The sequence below is a fragment of the Pelagibacterium halotolerans genome, from assembly GCF_044811015.1.
GTDB lineage: Bacteria > Pseudomonadota > Alphaproteobacteria > Rhizobiales > Devosiaceae > Pelagibacterium > Pelagibacterium halotolerans_A.
In genome coordinates, this window is the sequence record NZ_CP085243.1 from 1,905,947 (window position 1) to 1,929,447 (window position 23,501).

Below are 23,501 nucleotides of genomic sequence, written 5' to 3' on the forward strand. Positions count from 1 at the left end.
CGGCCCCCTTTATTCGGGAGCCGCGCGGTTTACCGGAGAGACTGTACTGCCGCGCTATACGTCTGCGGCGTGACCTGGGCTGCGGTGAAGATACCCTCGACGGTGAGCGCGGGCACGGCGGGCAACGTCTCGGGCACCTCCAGAATGTCCCTGAAATATGCCACCGTGGCCTCGAGTCCCTGCTCCAACGGCACTTTGGGTGCCCAACCGAGAAAAGCCTTGGCGGCTCCGATATCGGGCTTGCGTTGTCTGGGGTCGTCTACGGGCAGCGGACGCCTGACAGGCTTCCTGCCGGAGCGCGTGATCCTGGTGACGGCAATTGCCAGTTCCTTGATGGTGAACTCCGACGGATTGCCGAGGTTTATGGGACCGGTAATCGAGTCTTCGGTGCCCATCAACCGGACGAGTCCGTCAACCAGATCGTCGACATAGCAGAACGAGCGCGTTTGCTCGCCATCGCCATAGAGCGTCAGCGCTTCTCCCTGCAGAGCCTGCACGACGAAATTGGAGACGACGCGCCCATCCGCGACGTTCATGCGCGGACCGTAGGTATTGAAAATGCGGGCAACCTTGATCGGCATCCCGTATTTGCGGCGATAGTCGAAAAAGAGCGTCTCCGCGCAGCGCTTGCCTTCATCGTAACAAGCCCGCGGACCGATTGGGTTGACGTTGCCCCAATAGGTCTCGGACTGCGGATGCTGATAGGGGTCCCCGTAAACCTCCGAGGTCGAGGCCTGCAGAATGGGCGCCTTCAGCCGCCGGGCCAACCCCAGCATATTCATGGCACCGATGACGCTCGTTTTCGTCGTCTGCACCGGGTCGAATTGATAGTGAACCGGCGAAGCCGGGCAAGCCAGATTGTATATCTCGTCGACCTCGACATAGAGCGGCACCGTGATGTCGTGCCGCATCATTTCAAATCGGGGGTGCCCGAAAAGATGCGCAATATTGGCCCTGCTGCCAGTGAAGAAGTTATCGACACACAGCACCTCGTGCCCATCGCGCAAAAGCCGGTCGCAAAGATGCGACCCAATAAAACCCGCCCCACCTGTGACCAGGATGCGCTTTATATTGTATCCCTCTTTCATGGCACTCAACTCCACTTTCTCGCTTCCGCGAATGACTCACTTACTTTAATCGCCAGTCCCACGCCGCATTTCCTGGAAAATCGTGCGCGCGATAATCTTGAGGTCGAGCAGAACGGAGAAGTTCTGAATGTAGGCGACGTCATGATCAATTCGCGCGCGGGCGGGCGCCTCGTTAACGGTCGCACCGCGCAACCCCGATACTTGCGCCCAGCCCGACAAACCGGGCTTCATCGCAAGCCGAAGATCGTAATAGGGAACAAGATCCCGATAGAGCTTACCGGCGGCCAGCATTCCGACCGGGTGTGGCCTTGGCCCGATAAGGGACATATCGCCACGCAGCACATTGAGAAGTTGGGGCAGTTCGTCGATGTTTTTCCGGCGCAACACGGCGCCAAGCGGCGTAACCCGCGGATCGCTCGTAACGGTCTGGGCGACACCCGACCTGTCACAGGCATCGATATACATCGTGCGGAACTTGTAGATGGTGAAGTGCCGGCCGTTTCGGCCTTCGCGCACCTGGCGGAAAACAGCTGGCCCCTTGCTGGTTGCGCGAATAGCAATGGTAATGCCGAGCAGGAACGGTCCAAGCACACAAAGAGCGAGTCCGGCGAGGCAGATATCAAGCAACCGCTTGATCGCAAATTGGACGATCCGCATCCCGGTTAAGGCCGGTTCCATCGGCTGATCGCCGATATATATTATCGGCAATCCCGATTCCGACAATTGCGCCAGTCGGGCATGCTTTCTTAGGGCTGTTTCCGAAGTGGCGCCGGAGGTCTTATGGATACTAGTCAGCGGCACCGCAGGTAAACTTGACCTGCGGACCGCTGTTGCGTCCCCCGACACGGTTTTTCTCCCGCGATGTTATTTCAATTTGATTAGCAAGCTCCTTTAACAACTCACTAACCATACTAATTTAAATACCACAAATTGACGAACTTGCATATCAAAATAACTTGAGCAACTAATCATATAACTATTACATCAACTTTGACTTCGCCTATTAACCTGACCGGCTATCTCCTATTTTTATGAGGGAACGACTTCATAACCGTGCTCAATGAACACATCGGTTAATCACGAAAACGCGATGATAGCGTGCGCAGAGGGGGGGCTGTCGATCTCGTGCGACAAGGGGGCGAATTGACCATGCGCTAGACGCACGAGATGGCCATGCTCGGCTCACTCAAATAGGCATGCCGGACTTAGGATTGCCTGGCCGCAAGGGTATGCGCAATCAGGGCGACACCCAAACCGAGGTTGAATGCGATAAGCGCGCATACCAAGGTGACCAACGGGACGCCGATCAAAGACGCGGTCAGAAGGGACGCGCCAAGCAGAACGGCACCGGCCGCCAGCAAAGCGGCACCTCCGGCGAATACCTGAAGAAAACCCGATATGAACAGGCTTGCAAACATCAGCATCGCCCTAGGCTTGGCACCTGAACGCCTGGCGCGTACGCAACAGAGCAAGTTCCGGCCGCATTGACACCCTCGGGGGTTGGTACAACAGCGATCAACTCACGACCGTCCACCGGCGAGGATTGCTTGTCGACATGGCGATGAGGTCATGAGTGACTTCGTTCCAGGCCAAAATCTCGTTCGTCAGATTGTCGAGAACGAGATCACCCTGCGCTGTGCGAACAACCACGACCGCATGACCGATGCCATCTTTGGTGTAACCGATCGCCAGACGCAGTGCACCGGCAGGCACCCCCATCTCGATCAGCCGGTTCCATTTATTCATCGCGTAGTCTTTGCAATCGCCAACGCGCGCGCCCAGCTCCCAAATCTGGCTTTCGCGGACACGCGGCCGAATGGCACCGTTGACCTCGCGATTCACGCGCTCCAACAATTCGAATAAATCGGACGTGAGACTGACCTCGATATTGGCTGCCGCCGTACAACGGGGCGGTGTTCGCAAACAAAATATCTGGAAACCCATCGGCGCCGCAAAGGCCCCACCTGTCGATACTCGGCCTAGCGGACCGAAATCGCCTTGCCCGCGCCCCAGAACAATCGCTTGTGCGGGCAAGGCTGCCGTCAGCACTGACAGAGCACACGCCACCGAAACGATTTTGGATACAATCCGCATTGCTGCCTCCACGCCAAATCGTCGGGAACGACTATGCGTGCCAATTCCTTTAAATTTTCTGAGGGTTTCAGTACTATTTTAGATAAACGCGCCCTCGCCCGATCATCGGCAATCCACAGAAAACAGAATAGCCAGTCGATGGAACGCTCTTTCTAGGAGCAATTTCGGCGAGATTGTGAAATCCGAAGCTCATTTCCTGCTAAAACTTTCCCCTGCGCACATGAACTTGGCGCGCATTTAAATTTGAGGGATAGAATCAACTATAGCCCATCGGCTCGAAGCGAAACTGGATCGCTATCGAACGGGAAAAGCCGTAACCGCCACGGACGGATACCCATGATGCCATTGTGCGAAAGGTTGGAAAGGAAATGGCGCGCTCGGGAAGATTCGAACTCCCGACCCCCAGATTCGTAGTCTGGTGCTCTATCCAGCTGAGCTACGAGCGCGTGCTGCCGATATGGAAAAATCGCATCAGGAGGTCAACCCCCGATCGGCAGGCGCAACGCTTATAACGGCTTGTTCGCTATTGCAAGCCTTGGTCACACAATCTTTGCGATGAAATTTCATGCGAGTTAGAGCCCAACCGAAAACCCGGACGGGTCGGCTTGGCGCTTATCCCATGGATTTCAGAGGGAGCTCGATGACGAAGGCGGTACCTCGTTCCACGTCGGCGAGCGCGATGGTCCCGCCATTGGCCTCGACCAGTTCGCGGGCGATGGCCAACCCCAGGCCGGTACCTCCGGAGCGTGCCGACCCCTTGAACGCCACGAAGAGATTTTCTTTCGCTCGCGGGGGAAGCCCGGGCCCGTTGTCTGCAAGGGTCAGCCTGAGCGTCGCTTCGCTACGCTCGGCGGAGAAACTGACCATTGGCGCGGCTATCGCATCCCCCGCGGCCTCCAGCGCCTCGCGGGCGTTTTTGAAGATGTTGATGAAGGCGCGTGCAAAGTGATCGGGGTCGACCGTCACCACGAGATTATCAGGGACGCGATTGTCAAACGCGATATACGGATGCGCGGCAAGCCCTGCGGCAACGCTTGCCTCGGCGCCCAGCGCCCGTAGATCGACGGGCACCGGCTTGGGCGCACGCGATTGCTGGCGGCCATAGTCGAGCACGCTCTGGGCGAATTCGATGGCCTTGTCGAGCGTGTTGACGAGGCGCGGGGCGAGCCTTTGCACCTTGGGATCGTCGAGCGTCGCGACCTGATCGGAAAGCAATTGCGCGGACGTGAGCATATTGCGAAGGTCGTGATTGATCTTGGAAACTGCGAGGCCGAGGTCGGCCAGGTGCCGGCGCTGACGCAGCATGGTGAACAGCTCTTCCTGGGTCTGGGAGAATTCGCGCTCAAGCACGCCGATCTCGTCCTTGCGATTCTCGTCAGGTACGATGATCAACGTTCCATTTTCAGGGTTCTGTCCGAAGGCCAGGACGGCGCCTGTCAGCCTCCTGATCGGGCCGATGAGGAGCCATTCGGCAAAGACGTAAATGACGAAGGCCGTGACCCCCGCAATGATCAACGAAAGCGCGGCGATATTGCTCGCGTAGTCGATCATGTCCGCCCGCAGTGGACTCTCGGGCATGATCACCTCGACCACCACATCCCCGGCCCCCGGCGGCACGCCCACGATGCGCAGCGTGCGTCCACCTCCGAAAATCAGCGTATCGACGGCGTCGGCGATCAGCTTGAACGGATTGCGGTCGCGCATATCGGCGGTGTGGGCCACCGCCGGCATCGTCGCGGCGTCGAGCGAAATCAGATCCGATTGCCCCTCGCGCCTGTAGACGATGGCGAGCGCGCCAGCCGATTGCAGGACCGGCTCGGTGATTTCGAGCGGCAGGTCCATCACGTCTGGCACGGCATCGAAAACCCGCACCGCGACGCCACCGACACGCAGCCGGTCGTCGAGCCAGCCGGCCCGGAAATTGGCGAGTGAGGGGAAAAAGACCGCGATTTCGACAAGCAGGATGACGCCGGTAATCACGGCGATCAGCTTGAACGACAGTCCCCAGAAATGCCCTGCACGAACGCGATCGGTCATATGCAATCCATAGGGCGTGTCATCAGTTATGGATAGAGGTTTGACGGGTCATAGTCCGAGCAACTTTCGTGGAAAATACCGCGCCGTGGACCAACGTCCACAAGCGGGATTTTTCGCGACAAGGGGCCGGACTATAACCCGCCCGGAGGGTTTTGCATAAATCGCCCACTGCCGGCGCGTTTCCCCTAGCGAAGGGAGGGCCCCTGCGCCGCGGGAAAACACTTGGCATTGAACGATTTATGCAAAATCAAACCCCTATCCATAACTGATGACACGCCCTAAGCATTCGACCGACACTATAAACCTGAAATCGCCAATGCAGTTACCGCACAAGGCCCAGCAGATTTGCCATCCGTCGTCGCCAGATCGGTTCAGGATAGATCTCGGCATAGGTCTCTACCAGAGCAGAAACGATTTCAGCGAGCGCCGGATGCGGGATGACAAGACGCTGGAGATCGTAAGGCGTCAGCCGCCTGGCAATCGCCAGTGCGAAAAGCGTGATCAGTTCGCCTGCCTGCGGCCCCACGATCCCGGCGCCGAGAATGTGGCCGGCTTCGTGAACGATGAGTTTGACGTGCCCTTCGATTTCTCCCAACGCGCGAGCACGATCTATGGCGGCAAAAGGAAAGCGGGTGACGGTGAACCGCGTCTTGTGCCGTTGCCGCGCGTCGGCTTCGGTCAGCCCGACCTGCGCGATTTCCGGGTCGGTATATACGACATGGGGGATCGCCGGCTTCCGTCGTGCGGCGAACATGCCATCAAGGGCATGGGAAACCGTCCGGTGCGCCCGGTGCCGGACGGCGTGCACCGAATAAGTATCGCCGGCGGCTGCGCCAATTGCAAAGATGCGGCGGTTGGACGTACGCCCGAAGGCGTTGAGCGCGAGTTGCCCGGCGCTCGCCCGTATGCCGGCCTTATCGAGGCCAAGCGCCGCAATATTGGGGCGCCGGCCCGTGGCGACGAGCAAATGCGTCCCGCCAATGTCCCGCTCTTCCGCCCCGGTTTTGACCGTGAGGGCGATGTCGCCCTCATTCCCGCGAACCGAAACCACCCCGGTATTGGGCATCACGTCGAGCCCTTCGGCCATAAGCCGGCGCAGGACGATGGAGCGCAGTTCGACGTCGCAATCTCCCAGAGGATCGAGATTGTCGATCAGCGTCACCGGAACACCGAGCCGGAGATAGGATTGCGCGAGTGCCAGTCCGGTCTCTCCGCCGCCAAGCACAACCAGGTGGCCAGGCCTGCGGGTGAGATCGGAAATCGTTTCGGGCGTGTGGAACGGAACCGCGTCGAACCCCGGAATATCGGGGACAAAAGGTCGGGACCCCGTCGCAATGATGAAACGGCGGGCGCGAACAAGGGTTTCGCCGGCCTTGAGGGTGCGCCGGTCGACGAACCTGCCGGTTTCGTGGAGAACCATGATCCCGTCGGCCGAGAGATGTTCCGCGCTTGCCTCGGGCGCAGCCGCCGCGATCACCGCATTGATGTGCGCGTTGAGCCTTGCGAAGTTGATACGTGGCTCCTCGGCCCCGATCCCCAGGTCACGGGCGGTACGCATCTGATGCGCCCGTTTCGCCGCCGCAGCTGTCGCATGCGCCGCGAGACTGCCCCAGTTGAGCGCGATGCCGCCTAACGCGTTCTCTTCTATGAGCACGACGCCGGCGCCCCGCGCCCGCGCCTCCTTGGCCGCGGCCAGCCCACCCGGCCCGCCGCCGATGATGCACAGATCGGTCCTGATCGTTTCGGCCAAGAATTGTCCCCGCTTCATATGCCCGGTTTCCCCGCTTTTAGCGCCGCGAACGCATGCTGACCAGTATGGGCGATATCGCGACCGGGATTGATTGACTTTAGCCCCCCTTTTTCTTATAAGCCGCGCAACCTTGCCTGCGGCCAGGTCCGTTTTCGGGCCATGGCGCGGGCATTCGACATTCGGATCATCTTTTGTCTTTTAAGAGGATCGCGCGCGGCGCGCGCGGTAGAATAAGCAATGAAGCGTACTTTTCAGCCGAGCAATCTCGTGCGCAAGCGCCGTCACGGTTTCCGGGCCCGTATGGCCACCAAGAACGGCCGTAAGATCCTCAACCGCCGCCGCGCGCAGGGCCGCAAGCGGCTCTCTGCGTAAGCGAAGCCGTCCGGTTCCCATGCCGGAGGCACCGGCATCTCCGCTCAGGCGCCTGAAAAAGAGGGCGCAATTTATCAGAGCCGCGCGGGGCAAGAAGATTGCCGGGCGCGGCTTTGTGTTGCAGGCGGTTGCGGTTGCCGAGCCAGGCGCCGGCGTGGGATATACGGTGACGAAAAAAAACGGCAATGCGCCAGAGCGCAACCGGATCAAGCGGCGGCTCCGTGCTGCCGTCGATGTATGTCATGACCGCTTCAAAAGCGGATACGACTATGTCTTGATCGGCCGGCGCGAGAGCTTAAATGAACCCTTTGCCGCGCTTGTCGAACGCCTTTGTACTTCGATCGAACGCGTAAACGCCCCGGCCCAGCGGACCCGAAAACACCATGAATGAAAACAATCGCAACATGATCCTGGCTGTCGTCCTGAGCATGATCGTGCTCTTTGGATGGCAGATTTTCATAGCCGGGCCGCAGCTCGAGCAGGCGCAGCAGCAGGCCGAACTGGCCGCCCAGCAGCAGGCCGCCGAGCAAAGCGCGGACGTGGCCGCACCGCAAGCAGGCTCGGCGGGCGAAGCCCCTTCGGGATCCTCCGACATCGCGAGCTTCGAAAGCCGCGACGCGGCGATTGCGGCTTCGGAACGGGTCAATATCCAGACCGAGTCGCTGACTGGCTCGATCAATCTGACCGGCGCGCGTATCGACGACCTGCGTCTGATGAAGTACCGGGAAACCACCGATCCCGACAGCCCGCGTATCACGCTCCTTTCCCCGGCCGGTTCGCCTGAACCCTACTATCTTGAGCAGGGTTTGATCGCGCCCGCGAACACCGATATCGCGCTGCCGGGTGCCGATACGGTCTGGCGGGTCGAAGAGGGCGATGTGCTTACCGACCAGACACCGGTGACTCTCGTTTGGGACAATGGTGAGGGCCTCACCTTCCGCCGCACGATCTCGGTCGACGAGAACTATATGTTCTCCATCGAGCAAAGCATTACCAATACGTCCGGTAGCGACGTACACCTTTACCCCTATTCCCGCGTCGCACGGCTTTATACGCCCTATACGCAGAACTTCTTCATTCTCCATGAGGGCCCGATCGGCGTTCTGGGCGATGGCAATCTCATCGAGATGACCTACCAGAACCTTCGTGACGAAGGCTCGCGGGACGTTACCACGGATGACGGCTGGCTGGGTTTCACCGATAAATACTGGGCTACTGCGATCATTCCCGATCAGGATTTTGGGGTCAACGCACGCTTCTTCCATTCCACCCGCGCCAATGGCGGCGACGATTACCGCGCGAATTTCGTTTCGCAGAACGCACTCGCCATACCGGCTGGCGGCACGGTCGACTATACGAGCCAGGCCTTTGCCGGCGCGAAGGTCGAATCGATCCTCGAATCCTATCAGGAAGGCTACGGCATCCGTCAGTTCGACCTGTTGATCGACTGGGGCTGGTTCCATTTCATCACCAAGCCCATGTTCTACCTCATCCGGTTCCTGCACCAGATTCTGGGCAATTTCGGCCTCGCGATCCTGGCGGTTACCGTCATCGTCAAGGCGGTCTTCTTCCCGCTGGCCAACAAGAGCTACGCGTCGATGGCCAACATGCGGCGGGTCCAACCCAAGCTCAAGGAGATCCAGGAGAAGTATAAGGACGACCGCACTGCTCAACAGCAGGCGATGATGGAACTGTACAAGACCGAGAAGATCAATCCGATCGCGGGGTGTTGGCCGATTCTTATCCAGATTCCGGTCTTCTTCTCGCTCTACAAGGTGCTCTTCGTCACCATCGAAATGCGCCACGCGCCGTTCTTTGGCTGGATTCAGGATCTTGCGGCGCCCGATCCGACGCATATCTTCACCCTCTTCGGCCTTCTGCCGTACGACCCGACAGTTATCCCGGTTATCGGCCCCTTCCTTGCGATCGGCATCTGGCCGGTCATCATGGGCGTCACCATGTGGGTCCAGATGCGCCTGAACCCGCCCCCGACCGATCCGACGCAGGCGGCGATCTTTGCCTGGATGCCGGTCATCTTCACTTTCATGCTGGGCACCTTCCCCGCTGGCCTCGTCATCTACTGGGCGTGGAACAACTTCCTCTCGATCGTGCAGCAATGGGTGATCATGAAGCGGCACGGGGTCGAGGTCGACCTGTTCGGCAACATCTTGGCGAGCTTCAAACGCAAGAAGCCCAATGCCGCCGAATAAGCCCGAAAGGAACCCAAAAGGGCCGGTCCGCCGGCCCTTTTTCTTTGAGCCCGACCCAAAACCCGGCGGTTGAGGGCTGACGGGTTTTCGGTCGGGCTCCCAGGTTTCACGGTTCCCCTTGCAGGGATGAATGCACAAGGTTAGGCAGTTTCGCCGATACTCAATCAGGACCATCCATGACCGAGCAGCCCGACGACACCACGAGATTGCTCTTTGCCCGCCCGTGGGAATTTCTCAAGGGCTGCGTGCGCGTCAGTGACCTCCCCGCCGACCACACGGTCGAAGTGGCCTTTGCCGGTCGCTCGAATGTGGGCAAGTCCTCGCTCATCAACGCGCTTGTCGGCCAGCGCGCGCTGGCGCGCACTTCGAACACGCCGGGGCGCACGCAAGAGCTCAACCTCTTCGCGCCACAGGCAGGCGGCATCAGGCTCGTGGACATGCCCGGCTATGGTTTCGCCAAAGCGCCCAAGCCGGCGGTCGAGAAGTGGAACAAGCTCATCCACCAATTCCTGCGTGGCCGCCCGAACCTGCGGCGCGTCTATGTGCTGGTCGATGCCCGGCACGGCCCCAAGGCCAATGACGCGACGGTGATGAACGAACTCGACAAGGCCGCCGTGAGCTATCAGGTCGTGCTGACGAAAACCGACAAGCTGCCGGAAAAGGGCGTCGCCGCGGTTATCGAGGCGACGCAGAAATTCATTGCCAAACGCCCCGCCGCGCACCCGGAGATCATCGTCACCTCGAGCGAAAAGGGCCTCGGCATCGATACCCTGCGTAATGAGATCGCACGGATCCGCGAGGGGTTTTAGGCTCAATGCCGTTCACATAAACAATTTGCCCGATTGCCTGCCCCGAATGGCGCTCCCCTCACCGTCGTCATCCGCGGGCTTGACCCGCTGACCTGACGGCATCGCTACAAGCACTGCTTGAAAGCGAGGCCGCCGGGTCAAGCCCGGCGATGACGAGGCGTGAGGCAAGCGCGCGGGGCAACCCGATACTGAGGCTAAGCTTTCAAAAACCGGCTGATCGCCCGCGTCAGAAGCGGGCTATCGGATGGCTTTGCGAAGGATGCCATGGCCTTTTCAATCACCGCGTCCTCCGCCAGCCCCTTGCGAAGCTTGACGAGTTCAAGCGCATACTCGTCGGAAAATTCGGGATGCGGCTGGAAGGTGAGCGTTGTGCCGTTGGTGTAGTGCAGCCCTGCATTGGGCGTGAAGTCCGACGATAGCACCACCTTGGCGCCCTCGGGTGGCGTGATCACCTGATCCTGATGCGAGCAGGCCACCGAAAGGCTGGCGCGCGGCGCGTCGAGAAACGGCGGACGGCAGCCGATTTCGTAGGTATGCCGGCCCAGTCCCCAGCCCTTCTCGGATTTGCGGACCTCTCCGCCCAGCGCGTCTGCAATCACCTGATGGCCAAAGCATATACCCACCATCTTGGTGCGCGCCGCGTGAGCTGTGCGAATAAAATCGCGCAAGGGATCGAGCCAGAAAACGTCGTCGTAAACGCCGAAGGACGAACCGGTGATGAGGATAGCGTCAAGGCTTCCAGGATCGGGCAGGTCCGCACCAGTATCGAGTTCCACCGTCTCATAGGCGAATTTCGCGCCGTCGTGTTCGAACATCTCCCGGAACATCTCGGGGTAGGAAGGATATTGGTCGGTCAGCGGCGCGGGCACGCCACCGGTCCGGATAATCGTCAGTTTCATTTTCGCGCGAGACTCGCTGCTTGGTCGCAAACGCGCGGACTTATGCTCTCAGGTCCGAAAGAAAGCAACAGGCCCGGTGTTATACATTCGTGGCACCAGCCACAAAATTGAGCGCCACGCCGTTTATGCAATGCCGCTTGCCGGTGGGCTCGGGCCCATCGTCAAAAATATGCCCCAAATGCCCGCCGCAGCGGCGGCAATGGCATTCAGTGCGCACCATGCCAAGCGATGTATCGGTCGAGGTGCCGATCGCGTCGGGCAATGCCTCCCAGAAGCTCGGCCAGCCCGTGCCGCTGTCATATTTGACCTCGGAGGAATAAAGCGGCAGATCGCACCCGGCGCAGTGATAGAGGCCAGCCTCGTAATTCTTGTTGAGTGGCGAGGTGAAGGGCCGCTCGGTTCCGTGCTGGCGCAGCACGTAGAACTGCTCCTCGGTCAGCCGGTCCCGCCATTCATCTTCGGACAACATGATCTCGAATTCTCCCTCCGCACCCTCTGCAACCGCGAAGCGTTGAGAAAGCCCGAAAAGCGTCAGCCCGGCGGCTGCGGATGTGCCCAATAGCATCGAACGTCGGGAAATCATCACAGGTCCTCCTGATGCGCGCCATAATTTCAGAGCCATGCGCGCAACTTCAAATCAAGAGCGCGTTATCACGGGGGCTATGCATTCAATGAATTCTTGCGCTAGAACGCGGTCATAAGAGAGGAACCGCCCCGCCCATGACCGATGCCCACGAAAACGCCTACGACGCCGAGATCCTGGCGAAGGCGCTGCCGTTCATGCAGCGCTACGAGAACAAGACCGTCGTCATCAAATATGGCGGCCACGCTATGGGCGATCCCGCACTGGGCAAGGCCTTCGCCCGCGATGTCGCACTTTTGAAGCAGTCGGGCGTCAACCCGATTGTAGTTCACGGTGGTGGACCACAGATCGGGGAAATGCTCAAGAAGCTCGATATCGAATCCAAGTTCGAAAACGGGCTGCGCGTCACCGACAAGCGGACGGTCGAGATCGTCGAAATGGTCCTCGCCGGCTCGATCAACAAAGAGATCGTGGCCATGATCAACGCCGAAGGCGAATGGGCGATCGGGTTGTGCGGGAAGGACGGCAATATGGTCTTTGCCGAGAAGGCCAAAAAGACCGTCATCGACCCCACCTCCAATATCGAACGCATCCTCGACCTCGGCTTCGTTGGCGAACCCGTCGAGATCGACCGGACGCTTCTCGATCTACTCGCGCGCTCGGAGATGATCCCCGTCATCGCCCCCGTCGCGCCGGGCCGCGATGGCGCGACCTACAACATCAACGCGGACACTTTCGCCGGCGCCATCGCCGGTGCGGTCTTTGCCAAACGGCTCTTATTCCTCACCGACGTGCCCGGCGTCCTCGACAAATCCGGCACCCTCATTCCAGAGCTTTCCGTGCGCGAGGCCAAGCAGCTTATCGCCGATGGTACGATTTCGGGCGGTATGATCCCCAAGGTGGAAACCTGCATCGAAGCGCTCGACCGGGGCGTCGAGGGTGTCGTCATCGTCAACGGCAAGACGCCGCACTCTGTGCTTCTGGAGCTCTTTACCGAGCACGGCGCGGGCACGCTGATCGTGCGGTGATCACTTCGACGTTCCCGGTCATTTACCGTTCACCGAATTGGGGCATAATGGGGTAATGAACAAAATAACCCCGACTACCCGCTCGCTCGACCACGTCACCGACTGGATCTTCGATCTCGACAACACGCTCTATCCGCGCGAATGCAACCTTTTCGCGCAGATCGATACGCGCATCACCCACTACGTCATGGGCGTCACCAAGCTCGAATTCGCCGCAGCGCGGGACCTGCAAAAGGCCTACTATCGCGACCACGGGACGACGCTCAACGGGCTGATGGCTCTACATGACGTCGATCCCGATGACTATCTCGCTTCCGTCCACGCGATCGACTATTCCCCGGTCGAATCCCATCCCGAACTGGTCGCGGCCATCGCCTCGCTGCCGGGCCGGAAATTCATCTTCACCAATGCCGATGCAGGGCATGCGACCTCCGTGCTTGAACGGCTGGGGGCGGGCGATATCTTCGAAGGTATTTTTGACATACGGCTCGCGCAATTCGATCCGAAGCCCCTACCTGTCGCCTATGAGCGCTTCCTCGATGCCCACGGTGTCGATCCGGCGCGTGCCGTTATGTTCGATGACCTCGAAAAGAACCTCAAAGTGCCGCACGACAACGGCATGGTAACCGTGCAGGTCGTCGCCGCCAAAGATTTCGCCCACGAGCAAGTCGATAGCTGGGAACTGGGGCGCGGCGACGGCCAACCGCATGTCCACCACATCACTGACGACCTCGTGGCATTCTTGAAGCGATACGGTTAACCAATAACCCCGGCAGCAAGACCCAGTCGTGCGTATTTTCGCCCGATTTTTCATCATCGTGTAACCGGTGGCGGGCATAGCTCGCCTGTGCCCCGGATCGAAACCGGTGCTATAACGTTTACCGCCCGAAATCGGGCCAACCGATCCGCTCGTGCGGACCAGACACAAGGGGACGAAAGCATGCTCAATCGGGTTTCGCATCTGGCGCTTACCGGCGCCGTTATCGGGCTCACCGCGACACCTGCCTTAGCGCTCGAGGCCACGGACTTCGCCGACAAGCTCGTCGAGGTCAGCCGGCTGATGGGGGCCTCCATGACCTACGGCTCGGCCACGGCCGAAGGCAACACCATCACCGTGTCCGATTTCACCATTGCAGTGCCGGGTGAAGATCCCGCCGAAATCCCTGGCGAGATCGTTTTTGAAGGCGTCGTGGAGACCGCCGATGGCGGGTACACAGCGGAACGCGCATCGATCGCGGATATCGAATATACTGACGACGAGGAGGGGATCACCCTGACCTTCGTCGACATCCTCGCCGAAGGCATTACCCTGCCGGCCGAGATCGATGTAAATACGATGATCGATGTTAGCATGAACCTCTATGACCGCGTCTCTGCCGGCCCGCTAACAGTCTCCCAGGATGGAAGCGAGGTGTTCGTCGTCGAGTCCATGCAAGCCTGGATCGAGGACCCCGCGGCCGACGGGAGCATTACGTCCGCCTACGAGGTGACCGGCGTCCGCGCGAACCTGAATGAAATTGAAGAGGCGGAAGCCCAGGAAGTGATCGAAGCGTTCGGCGTCGAGCAATTCGGCGCCTCGCTTTCGGGCAAGGGCACCTGGTGGCCGGATACCGGCCGGGCCGAAATCACCGACGCCTCTTTCGTTCTCGACAATCTGGGGTCGTTCTCGGTGAATTTCGCCATCGAGGGGTATACGCGCGAGCTTTACCGGGAAATGGCAAAGATCAACCTCAAGATGGCTGAAATGAGCGAGGCTGGCGAAGAACTCGCCCCCGATCAAATGATGCGTTTGCAGGAATCGATGCTCGCCGAGTTCGATACCCTCAAGCTCGAGAACGCCTCGATCCGCTATGATGATGCCTCCCTCTTCATGAAGGCGCTCGATTTCGCCGCGGCCGAACAGGGGCTCGATGGCGCAACCTTTGCACAAGGGCTCAAGTTCACGGTCCCGATGATGCTCGTGGACCTGGACAATGCCGCATTCTCTGAAATGGTGACAAGCGCGGCCAACGCCTTCATCGATGACCCACGGAACCTCGAGATCGCCGCTGAGCCGGCTCAGCCTGTGGGCATAGAGGAGTTCATGGGCGTCGAGGACGATCCGCTCCTCCTGATCGACCTTCTGAACCTTCAGGTCCGCGCCAACCAGTAAGGCGCCCGAGACAACCGGGCCGAACCGGCACGCAACAAACCGGGGGCGCATGTCCATGCGCCCCTTAGGCCCTAAGCTTCCACCGCTATCTCCGGCAGATTGTAAGTCTTACGCACGATTTCCCAGGCCTCCTCGGCCGTATCGACGACGGTGAAAAGCTTCACATCGTCGGGCGAAACCGTGCCCTCTTCCACGAGCACATCGAGATTGATCACCCGGCTCCAGAAGTCCTTGCCGAACAAAAGCAGCGGAATGCGCTCCATGCGTCCGGTCTGGATCAGCGTCAGGGTCTCGAAAAACTCATCGAGCGTGCCGAACCCACCCGGGAAGATCGCGACCACCCTGGCGCGGACAAGGAAATGGATCTTGCGCGTCGCGAAATAGTGGAAGTTGAACGAGAACTGCGGCGTCACGTAGACGTTGGGCGCCTGTTCGTGCGGCAGGACGATATTGAGCCCGATCGACGGCGCCCCGACATCGGTCGCCCCGCGATTGCCCGCTTCCATCACGCCCGGCCCACCGCCGGTTACCACGACATACTCCGAATATCCCGTAGCCTTGGCTGTCATCGAGGCAAGCTGCGCGAAGCGACGGGCTTCGGTATAGTAAACCGAGTTCTCCTCGAGATTCTTCTTCGCCGTCTCGGTCTTGGCGGCCCAGGCGGGCTTGCCCGGCTCAGGAATACGCGCGCCACCGAACAGCACGACGGTTGAGTTGATGCCCGCGTCGCGCAGCCGGGACTCGATCTTGGTGTATTCGAGCTGGAACCGGATGCCGCGCAAATCCTCGGAGGTCAGGAACTCGTCGTCGGCAAACGCGAGCCGGTATGCGGAGGACTGCGTCTGCGGGGTTTGCGGCGAATGGCGGACGACTTCTATGTCGTCCTTGGAGGACCTCAGCGATGAATGGCGTTTCCGGCCCATATCGGCTCCTTGATTCCCGTCATTGTCGGTCATTCTGGCATAGGCGGTGTGTATGGATGAGGGCAAGAGCAATTGCACTGCCCCGCGCAACATCCGGGGTTCCGTGTGTCACCCCCTTGAGCTATGGTCCGCGCGCAAATTACGACCAAGAAGAGGCTTCCCCAATGTCCGACGCGCAGCTTGCCCAAACCATCGATACCGCATTCGAGAACCGCGACGCGATCAGCTATACCACCAAAGGCGAAGTGCGCGATGCGGTCAACGAGGCGCTGGCGCTTTTGGATTCGGGCAAGGCGCGCGTGGCCGAAAAAGGAGCTGACGGAACCTGGCAGGTCAACGAATGGCTCAAAAAGGCCGTCCTGCTTTCCTTCCGCCTCAATGATATGGCGCCCATCCCCGGTGGGCCCGGTGGCGCGAACTGGTGGGACAAAGTGCCTTCGAAATTCGCCGGCTGGAGCGAAAACCGTTTCCGCGAAGCGGGCTTCCGCGCGGTGCCCGGCTCTTTCGTGCGCCATTCGGCCCATATCGGGAAAAACGTCGTCCTGATGCCCTCCTTCGTCAACCTCGGCGCCTATGTCGATGACGGCGCCATGGTCGACACCTGGACAACCGTCGGCTCATGCGCGCAGATCGGCAAGAACGTACACCTTTCGGGCGGCGTCGGCATTGGCGGCGTGCTCGAGCCCCTGCAGGCCGGCCCGGTAATCATCGAGGACCACTGCTTCATCGGCGCGCGCTCGGAGATAGTCGAGGGCGTCGTCGTACGCGAGGGCTCGGTCATCTCGATGGGCGTCTTCATCGGCAAGTCGACCAAGATCGTCGACCGCAACACCGGCGAAATCTTCATCGGCGAGGTGCCGCCCTATTCCGTCGTCGTCTCGGGCAGCCTGCCGGGCAAGCCCTTCCCCGACGGCACGCCTGGGCCCAACCTCTACTGCGCCGTCATCGTCAAACGCGTCGACGCGCAGACGCGGTCCAAAACCTCGATCAACGATCTTTTGCGCGACTAGATGGGCTCGATCGCCAAAACGCTCCTCGCAAACCTCGTCCGCTGCCCCTCGGTCACACCCGAGACGGCGGGTGTGCTCGACGTGCTCGAAAATTTCCTGACCCCGCTCGGCTTTGAGGTCACGCGCCTCACCTTTGAGGGCGCCGGCTCCTATCCGGTCGAAAACCTTTTTGCCACCCGCAAAAGTGCCGAACCCGGCCCGCATCTGCTCTTTGCAGGGCATACCGATGTCGTGCCGCCCGGCGATCGTGCCGCGTGGTCGCACGATCCATTTGCCGCCGATATTGCCGATGGTGTTCTCTGGGGCCGTGGGGCGACGGACATGAAAAGCGGCGTCGCTGCCTTCTGTGCCGCGCTCGCTGAGACCGGAGCGCCCGAAAAGGGCCAGATCTCCCTCGCCATCACCAATGACGAGGAAGCCGACGCGGTCAACGGCACGGACAAGCTCATGGCATGGGCGAGAGCACAAGGGCACCGGTTCGATTTCGCCATCGTCGGCGAACCGTCCTCCGCCGAAACGCTCGGGGATTCGATCAAGATCGGGCGGCGCGGGTCGTTTTCGGGCGAGATCGTCGTCACCGGCAAGCAGGGGCACGTCGCCTATCCGGAAAAGGCCGCCAATCCCCTGCCGGTCCTCTGCGCGGCAGCGCTGGCGCTCGATGCGGACTGGGACGCAGGCACCGAACACTTCCAGCCCACCAATCTCGAAATCACCTCAATCGATACGGGCAATCCGACCTCCAACGTCATCCCCGCGCGCTCGACGCTTCGGTTCAACGTCCGGTTCAACGACACCTGGAATGCGGAAACCCTCGCCGCCGAGATCGAACGCAGGCTCGAAACCGTCGATGCAAGGGGCTGCGATATCGCCTTTGTGCCCAAAGGCCGCGTCTCGAAATGCTTTTTGTCGGCCCCGGTTGGCCATGTGGCGCTCATGTGCGCTATCATGAAGGACGAATTGGGGATCGAACCGAAGCTCGCGACTGGCGGCGGCACCTCGGATGCGCGATTCATTGCCGATTATTGCCCCGTCGTCGAATGCGGGCTCGTGGGGGCGACCATGCATCAGATCGATGAGCGGGTGCCGCTTGCGGATGTCGAACGCCTGTCGGCGCTTTATGGGCGTTTCATTGCACGGTTCTTGTCGGGGGAGAGGGGATGAACTTCATCGAAACGCTCACCAATGCCACATCGGGTTGGTCGAAAATCCTCGCCGGCAAACCGGACTGGAAGGACCACTTCACCTTCGATGCCGCCGCACTCAACCGCGGCTTTGTCCTTTATTTCACAGCCGTCCTGTTTGCGATTATCTGCCTTACCTTACGCTACGGCATGCCGGTGCCTGTTGTGATGCTCATTCTGATGGCTGGCTATATCCTGCCGGTTCTCGCCTTCATCTTCTCGGCGAGCCTGGGCAAGAGGGCGGTGAAATTCGAGGCGCCGATTGTGGAAATCTATGTGCCGGGGCTGTATATGCTCGCCTTGATGGCAGCAATCGGCGGCCTCACGCTGCTGATCGGCGTCCCGCTCTGGGGCGTCATTGTGACGCTGACGGCGTTTTTCCTCCTCCGCCTGGCGCGGGTTGCCGCCGGGGTCGATTTCGCGCCGGCATTGGCCTTCGCGTTTTTGAACTTCCTTGCGGGCCTGCCTCTCGCGCTCTACATGATGAGCGGCGGCTTCGCCGTTTTCGCCTAGAGCGTTTTCAGTAAAAGTCGATAGACTTTTTCGGTTCGAAAACGCGATAAAACAAAGAGTTAGAGCTTTCGTTCCGAAATAGTCGGAACGAAACTGCCCTAGAATGACAAGAACCGGAGCGATGCGGTGAGCGCCCAGAACCCTACACTTGTCCAGGAAGCCATCAGCGCCGCAGACGGCTGCTGGCGGCTGGCGCTTGGGCGGCCCGAAGCTCCGAGCTATTTCTCGACCGATCTGGCCGGGCTGGTCTCGAGCTTCATCGCGCTCATCGTATCGGTCGCCATCGGCCTGCTTGCGACCACGTTCAGCGTGCCTGAACTCTCCGGTGTCACGAGCTTCGGCTTTCTTTTCTCCGATGTGCTGCTCTACGCCATACTGACGGGCGCTTCCTGGGTCGTTCTGAGATATCTCGACAAGGCGGACCGGTTCGTCGCCTTTCTCACCGTCAGCAACTGGCTGAGCGCCTTCTTCGGTATCGCATTCCAGATTCTGGCAGTCATCGGCGTGCCGAGCGAAGCCATCCTGCTCGTTGCGCTCATTGCCGGGCTCGCCACCTATATCAACAATGCGCGCCTGGTCGTCGGCCTGCGGGCCGGCGGCATAGCGATCCTGATGATCGGTCAGATCATCGGGGTGATGATCGGTCTTGGAATTGCCGGCGCCATCCTCGGCCCGGCGCTTCAATAATCCACGGCGATGAGATAAAGCCCCACTGAGGGCGCCATTGCCCCGCAGCGGGCCCGGTCGCGAGCTTCGAGCGCGGCGCGCATGTCCTCGGCCGCCCATTTGCCCTCACCGACGAGCTTAAGCGACCCCACCAGCGAGCGGACCTGATGGTGCAGAAAGGACCGCGCCGAGGCCCGGACGACGACCATCTCGCCCTCGCGGCTGACATCGAGCCGGTCGAGCGTACGGATGGGCGAATTGGCCTGGCATTGCGCCGAGCGAAAGGTCGAAAAATCGTGCCTGCCGAGAAGCGGTTGTGCCGCCGCATGCATCGCGTCGGCATCGAGCGGCACGGCAACGTGCCAGACCCGGCGCGCATCGAGCGCCGGACGCGCCCTGCGGTTGAGGATGCGGTATTCGTAATGCCGTGCCGTTGCGGAAAACCTGGCCTCGAAATCTCCCCCCACCTCTTCGCATGATAAAATGACGATCGGGTGCGGCTTGAGATGGAAATTCAAGGCTTCGGATATGCGGAACGGATCCCATTCGCGTTGGAGATCGAAATGGGCCACCTGCCCCAATGCATGGACGCCGGCATCCGTGCGCCCGGCCGTCTGGGTCCGGACGTCTTCACCCGAAAACCCGAGAATCGCAATCTCCAACGCCTCCTGCACCGACAAGGCATCCGCCTGCCGCTGCCACCCGACGAAGGGCGTTCCGTCATATTCGATGGTGAGCTTGTAGCGGGGCATGGTCAGCCGACGATCTGGTCAGCAAGGTCGCCCGTCCCCCGCAGAAAGGCCTCGGCGTCCATTGCGCCCTTGCCCTCGCGCTGGACCTGGGTGAGCCGCACCGCGCCCTCGCCACATGCAATCGTCAGCCCGTCGAGCACCGTGCCCGGCGCGCCGCGCCCCTCGGCCAGCGTCGAGCGCAGAGCCTTCACCCGCACCGGTTTCCCGCCGCGTTCGAACGCGAACCACGCGCCGGGAAAAGGCGAAAGCCCGCGGATGTGGTTGTGGACCTCCTGAGCGGGCCGGGAAAAATCGATCCGGGCTTCGGCCTTTTCGATCTTCTTTGCATAGGTCACACCCGCCTCCGGCTGCGGCGTAAATTCAAGCGCGTCGCGTTCGAGCGCCGCCAAGGCCCGGCCCATGAGGTCCGCGCCGCGCCGCATCATCTCGTCGTGCAACTCGCCAGCGGTCATGTCCGGGCCGATGGGGATTTCCTCGACAAGCCCAACAGGCCCCGTATCCAGCCCCTCTTCCATCTTCATGACGCTCGCCGCCGTCCGCGTATCGCCTGCCATCACCGCACGTTGGATCGGCGCCGCGCCGCGCCAGCGCGGCAAGAGCGAGCCGTGCAGATTGAGGCAACCTTTTTCAGGCGCCGCGAGCAGTTCGGGAGGCAGCAAGAGGCCATAAGCGACGACCACCGCGACATCGGCGCCCAACGCCGCAAAGGTATCGCGATCTTCCTGCTCCTTGAAATTCTTCGGGGTAAAGACCGGAATGCCGAATTCCTCGGCGGCCAGGTGCACAGGCGATTTCCGCAAATCCTGCCCGCGTCCGGCCGGACGCGGCGCGCGCGTATAAACCGCCAGCACCTCATGCCCGCGCATGACGATTTCGGTCAGCGTCGGGACGGCGAAGTCGGGCGTCCCCATGAACACGACTCGCAAGGCGTACTCCCTTCTTGGCGGAGTGCCCGCCGGTCAGCTTGCGCGCTTGGCGGCCTTCTGGAACTTCTTGATGACCCGGTCGCGCTTCAGGCGCGAGAGGTAGTCGATATAAAGCACGCCGTCGAGGTGATCGATCTCGTGCTGCATGCAGATGGCAAGCCGCCCTTTGGCTTCGCGAGTCACCTCTTCGCCTTCGGGCGTGAAGTATTGGACCGTGATCTCGGCGGGACGCTCGACGTCATAGACGATGTCGGGGATCGACAGGCAGCCCTCTTCGCTCACCGTGGTTTCATCGCTCATGGCGATAATCTCGGGATTGACCATGGCGATCTTGCCCGAATCCGGGTTCTCCTCATCAGCCAGATCGATCACCGCGACGCGCTTCATATACCCGATCTGCGGCCCCGCAAGGCCGATGCCGGGGGCGTCGTACATGGTCTCGAACATATCCTCAACCGTCTTTTTGAGGTCCGCGTCGAAACTCTCGACGGGCTCGGCCACTTTGCGCAGCAAGGGATCGGGCAGGATGAGGATTGGGCGAATGGTCATAAACGTCTCGGTTTCGATAGAGCGCTTTCAGGAAAAGTAGAAACCACTTTTCCGGTTCGAAAGCGCGACCACATAAAATCTGGTGCTTTCGATAGAGCAGTTGGCCCTTTGCGGTCAAGCAAACCCGATATGGGCGTCCGCGAATCAGATAACAAGAACATTATGGAAACGGTGCTGTTCGAGCTGGGCGGAATGCCCATCACATTGACTCAAGCCCTGGCCGCAGGGCTGGCCCTCACGGTCGTGCTCCTGATCGTCTCGATCGCCGTGCAGATGCGCAGCGCGCGGGCACGGGAAGACGCCTTGCTCGAAGACGCCAAGCGCGCGAGCGAAATGGAGCGCCATCTCGCCGATCTCATGCGCGTGCAATCGGAAATGACGGGTCGCATGCAGACCATGAGCGAGATCTTCGGCACCCGCACCTCCGATCTCGCCCGCGCCTTGACCGAACGCATCGACGCCTCGAGCCACCGCGTCAACCAGTCGATGACGGAGACGCGCACCAAGACCGAGGAGACCCTCACCAAGCTCAACGAGCGGCTCGCAGTGATCGACAGAGCGCAGACCAACATCGCCCAACTTTCCGGTGAAATCGTTTCGCTCCAATCGATCCTTTCGAACAAGCAACAACGCGGTGCCTTCGGGCAGGGTCGCATGGAGGCGATCATAGCCGACGGTCTGGCATCCAACGCCTATTCGTTCCAGGCGACGCTTTCAAACGGCTCGCGGCCCGATGCGCTCATCCATATGCCCAACGATGCCCCATCGCTCGCGATCGATGCGAAATTCCCTCTCGAGGGCTGGCAACGGATCAACGAGGCGGAAGGCGCCGACGCCACGCGTCAGGCGATGACCACCTTCCGCAACGATCTTGGCGTGCATATCAAGGCGATCTCGGAAAAATATCTGATCGCAGGGGAAACCCAGGACACGGCCTTCATGTTCGTGCCGTCCGAATCGATCTTCGCGGACCTGCATGAGCGGTTCGAGGACATCGTCCAGCGCGCGGCCCGTGCGCGGGTGGTGATCGTCTCACCCTCGCTCCTGATGCTTTCGATCCAGGTCGTCCAGGCGCTCCTGCGGGACGTGCGCATGCGTGAGCAGGCGCACATCATCCAGAAAGAGGTCTCAATGCTGCTGGCCGATGTGGGGCGGCTGACCGAGCGGGTGCAGAAGCTCCAGACGCACTTCACCCAGGCCAATGCCGACATCGACCAGATCCTCACCTCGACGGGCAAGATCTCCAAGCGTGGAGAGCGGATCGAGGCCCTTGAATTCGAGGACAAGCCAAGGCTGACCGAATAGCCGGGCTAAAAGCTTGTGCGCGCCTTGAGCGCCTGGCTCAGCGTACCTTCGTCGAGATAGTCGAGTTCGCCGCCGACCGGCACGCCATGCGCGAGCCGTGTAATCTTGATGTCCGACCCGGCAAGCCTGTCGGTGATGTAGTGAGCTGTTGTCTGCCCCTCGACCGTAGCGTTCACCCCGATGACGATTTCCTTGTACTCCGGCGCGCGCGCGATTAGCGCGTCGATGGAAATGTCGTCCGGCCCCACACCATCGAGCGGGGAGAGCACGCCGCCGAGCACGTGATAGCGCACCGGTCCGATGCCTGCCCGTTCGAGCGCCCAGAGATCTGCGACATCCTCGACCACAATCAACAACCCGCTTTCGGCACGGCGGGGGTCCGAGCAGATCGTGCAGGGTGAGATCGTATCCACATTACCGCAGGTCTCGCAGACCTTGACAGCCTCAACCGCACGGTCGAGCGCGGCGGCGAGCGGGATCATCAGCTGCTCTTTTTTCTTGATAAGATGCAGCACGGCGCGCCGCCCCGAGCGCGGCCCGAGCCCCGGCAGCCGCGAAAGCAACTGAATGAGCTGTTCGATTTCCGGCCCACCGGACGGGTTTGCCATCGCCTAGTACCTCTGCGCAGGGGATTTGACAGGTTTACGCGGGTGT

General features: G+C 60.6%; 24 protein-coding genes and 1 tRNA gene. 12 read left to right on the plus strand and 13 right to left on the minus strand.

Annotated features, from left to right (window positions below; translation table 11 throughout):
- Positions 1-29: 29 nt before the first annotated feature.
- The 6 genes from LG281_RS09320 to LG281_RS09345 form a co-directional block, all read right to left on the minus strand.
- Positions 30-1,088, minus strand: coding sequence for a UDP-glucuronic acid decarboxylase family protein (locus LG281_RS09320; RefSeq protein ID WP_404399969.1), 1,059 nt, complete (start codon positions 1,086-1,088; stop codon positions 30-32).
- A 45-nt stretch (positions 1,089-1,133) separates the two neighbouring features.
- The gene (locus tag LG281_RS09325; RefSeq protein WP_404399971.1) at positions 1,134-1,934 is read right to left on the minus strand and encodes a sugar transferase; all 801 of its coding nucleotides are present in this window, start codon (positions 1,932-1,934) and stop codon (positions 1,134-1,136) included.
- 669 nt (positions 1,935-2,603) lie between these two features.
- Complete coding sequence (locus LG281_RS09330) at positions 2,604-3,182, minus strand: transglutaminase-like cysteine peptidase (RefSeq protein ID WP_404399973.1); 579 nt, start codon at positions 3,180-3,182, stop codon at positions 2,604-2,606.
- 369 nt (positions 3,183-3,551) lie between these two features.
- A tRNA-Arg gene (locus LG281_RS09335) sits at positions 3,552-3,628 on the minus strand.
- 166 nt (positions 3,629-3,794) lie between these two features.
- Positions 3,795-5,219, minus strand: coding sequence for an ATP-binding protein (locus LG281_RS09340; RefSeq protein ID WP_404399975.1), 1,425 nt, complete (start codon positions 5,217-5,219; stop codon positions 3,795-3,797).
- A 322-nt stretch (positions 5,220-5,541) separates the two neighbouring features.
- Entirely contained in the window at positions 5,542-6,987 is a 1,446-nt protein-coding gene (locus LG281_RS09345; protein ID WP_404399977.1) for a dihydrolipoyl dehydrogenase family protein, read from the minus strand.
- A 219-nt stretch (positions 6,988-7,206) separates the two neighbouring features.
- On the opposite strand from LG281_RS09345, the gene rpmH reads away from it, so the two are divergent.
- From rpmH to yihA, 4 genes are all read left to right on the plus strand, one after another.
- Entirely contained in the window at positions 7,207-7,341 is a 135-nt protein-coding gene (gene rpmH, locus LG281_RS09350) for a 50S ribosomal protein L34 (RefSeq protein WP_127073147.1), read from the plus strand.
- A 19-nt stretch (positions 7,342-7,360) separates the two neighbouring features.
- Positions 7,361-7,732 (plus strand): ribonuclease P protein component, encoded by a 372-nt coding sequence (rnpA, locus tag LG281_RS09355; RefSeq protein WP_404399979.1) that lies wholly within the window; start codon positions 7,361-7,363, stop codon positions 7,730-7,732.
- Positions 7,725-9,551: a membrane protein insertase YidC gene (gene yidC / locus LG281_RS09360; RefSeq protein ID WP_404399981.1), complete on the plus strand. Its 1,827-nt coding sequence runs from the start codon at positions 7,725-7,727 to the stop codon at positions 9,549-9,551. Before rnpA ends, yidC begins: the two co-directional genes overlap by 8 nt.
- Positions 9,552-9,727: 176 nt before the next feature.
- On the plus strand, positions 9,728-10,360 hold the full coding sequence (yihA, locus tag LG281_RS09365; protein ID WP_404399983.1) for a ribosome biogenesis GTP-binding protein YihA/YsxC: 633 nt from the start codon (positions 9,728-9,730) through the stop codon (positions 10,358-10,360).
- Positions 10,361-10,554: 194 nt separating this feature from the next.
- Here the strand turns inward: yihA and LG281_RS09370 are convergent, their stop codons facing one another.
- Positions 10,555-11,259 carry a type 1 glutamine amidotransferase gene (locus LG281_RS09370; protein ID WP_404399985.1) on the minus strand — a complete coding sequence of 235 codons (705 nt, stop codon included), beginning with the start codon at positions 11,257-11,259 and terminating at the stop codon, positions 10,555-10,557.
- Between the two features lie 79 nt (positions 11,260-11,338).
- Complete coding sequence (msrB, locus tag LG281_RS09375; protein ID WP_404399987.1) at positions 11,339-11,842, minus strand: peptide-methionine (R)-S-oxide reductase MsrB; 504 nt, start codon at positions 11,840-11,842, stop codon at positions 11,339-11,341.
- A gap of 137 nt (positions 11,843-11,979) precedes the next feature.
- Here msrB and argB point away from each other — a divergent pair, with 137 nt between their 5' ends.
- The 3 genes from argB (at position 11,980) to LG281_RS09390 (ending at position 15,022) form a co-directional block, all read left to right on the plus strand.
- The gene (argB, locus tag LG281_RS09380; protein WP_404399989.1) at positions 11,980-12,870 is read left to right on the plus strand and encodes an acetylglutamate kinase; all 891 of its coding nucleotides are present in this window, start codon (positions 11,980-11,982) and stop codon (positions 12,868-12,870) included.
- Between the two features lie 55 nt (positions 12,871-12,925).
- Positions 12,926-13,630, plus strand: coding sequence for a pyrimidine 5'-nucleotidase (locus tag LG281_RS09385; RefSeq protein WP_404399991.1), 705 nt, complete (start codon positions 12,926-12,928; stop codon positions 13,628-13,630).
- A 180-nt stretch (positions 13,631-13,810) separates the two neighbouring features.
- Positions 13,811-15,022, plus strand: coding sequence for a hypothetical protein (locus tag LG281_RS09390; protein WP_404399993.1), 1,212 nt, complete (start codon positions 13,811-13,813; stop codon positions 15,020-15,022).
- A 71-nt stretch (positions 15,023-15,093) separates the two neighbouring features.
- Here LG281_RS09390 and LG281_RS09395 read toward each other — a convergent pair whose 3' ends face one another.
- Positions 15,094-15,945: an LOG family protein gene (locus LG281_RS09395; protein WP_404399995.1), complete on the minus strand. Its 852-nt coding sequence runs from the start codon at positions 15,943-15,945 to the stop codon at positions 15,094-15,096.
- A 164-nt stretch (positions 15,946-16,109) separates the two neighbouring features.
- On the opposite strand from LG281_RS09395, the gene dapD reads away from it, so the two are divergent.
- The 4 genes from dapD to LG281_RS09415 all read left to right on the plus strand — a co-directional run bounded on the left by dapD (position 16,110) and on the right by LG281_RS09415 (position 19,336).
- Positions 16,110-16,955 carry a 2,3,4,5-tetrahydropyridine-2,6-dicarboxylate N-succinyltransferase gene (gene dapD / locus LG281_RS09400; RefSeq protein WP_404399997.1) on the plus strand — a complete coding sequence of 282 codons (846 nt, stop codon included), beginning with the start codon at positions 16,110-16,112 and terminating at the stop codon, positions 16,953-16,955.
- Positions 16,956-18,116, plus strand: coding sequence for a succinyl-diaminopimelate desuccinylase (gene dapE, locus LG281_RS09405; protein WP_404400000.1), 1,161 nt, complete (start codon positions 16,956-16,958; stop codon positions 18,114-18,116).
- Complete coding sequence (locus LG281_RS09410) at positions 18,113-18,649, plus strand: hypothetical protein (protein ID WP_404400002.1); 537 nt, start codon at positions 18,113-18,115, stop codon at positions 18,647-18,649. The genes dapE and LG281_RS09410 overlap by 4 nt, the downstream gene beginning before the upstream one ends.
- 126 nt (positions 18,650-18,775) lie before the next feature.
- Positions 18,776-19,336 (plus strand): hypothetical protein, encoded by a 561-nt coding sequence (locus tag LG281_RS09415; RefSeq protein WP_404400004.1) that lies wholly within the window; start codon positions 18,776-18,778, stop codon positions 19,334-19,336.
- Here LG281_RS09415 and truA read toward each other — a convergent pair.
- Genes truA through def form a run of 3 tightly spaced genes read right to left on the minus strand, consistent with a single transcriptional unit; the run spans position 19,330 to position 21,542 of the window.
- Complete coding sequence (gene truA / locus LG281_RS09420; RefSeq protein ID WP_404400006.1) at positions 19,330-20,067, minus strand: tRNA pseudouridine(38-40) synthase TruA; 738 nt, start codon at positions 20,065-20,067, stop codon at positions 19,330-19,332. The genes LG281_RS09415 and truA overlap by 7 nt on opposite strands.
- Positions 20,068-20,069: 2 nt before the next feature.
- Positions 20,070-20,993, minus strand: coding sequence for a methionyl-tRNA formyltransferase (fmt, locus tag LG281_RS09425; protein WP_404400008.1), 924 nt, complete (start codon positions 20,991-20,993; stop codon positions 20,070-20,072).
- Positions 20,994-21,026: 33 nt separating this feature from the next.
- The gene (gene def, locus LG281_RS09430; RefSeq protein WP_404400010.1) at positions 21,027-21,542 is read right to left on the minus strand and encodes a peptide deformylase; all 516 of its coding nucleotides are present in this window, start codon (positions 21,540-21,542) and stop codon (positions 21,027-21,029) included.
- 129 nt (positions 21,543-21,671) lie between these two features.
- On the opposite strand from def, the gene LG281_RS09435 reads away from it, so the two are divergent.
- Positions 21,672-22,847: a DNA recombination protein RmuC gene (locus LG281_RS09435; protein WP_404400012.1), complete on the plus strand. Its 1,176-nt coding sequence runs from the start codon at positions 21,672-21,674 to the stop codon at positions 22,845-22,847.
- A gap of 5 nt (positions 22,848-22,852) precedes the next feature.
- Here LG281_RS09435 and recR read toward each other — a convergent pair whose 3' ends face one another.
- Positions 22,853-23,455: a recombination mediator RecR gene (gene recR, locus LG281_RS09440; RefSeq protein ID WP_404400014.1), complete on the minus strand. Its 603-nt coding sequence runs from the start codon at positions 23,453-23,455 to the stop codon at positions 22,853-22,855.
- Between the last annotated feature and the right edge of the window lie 46 nt (positions 23,456-23,501).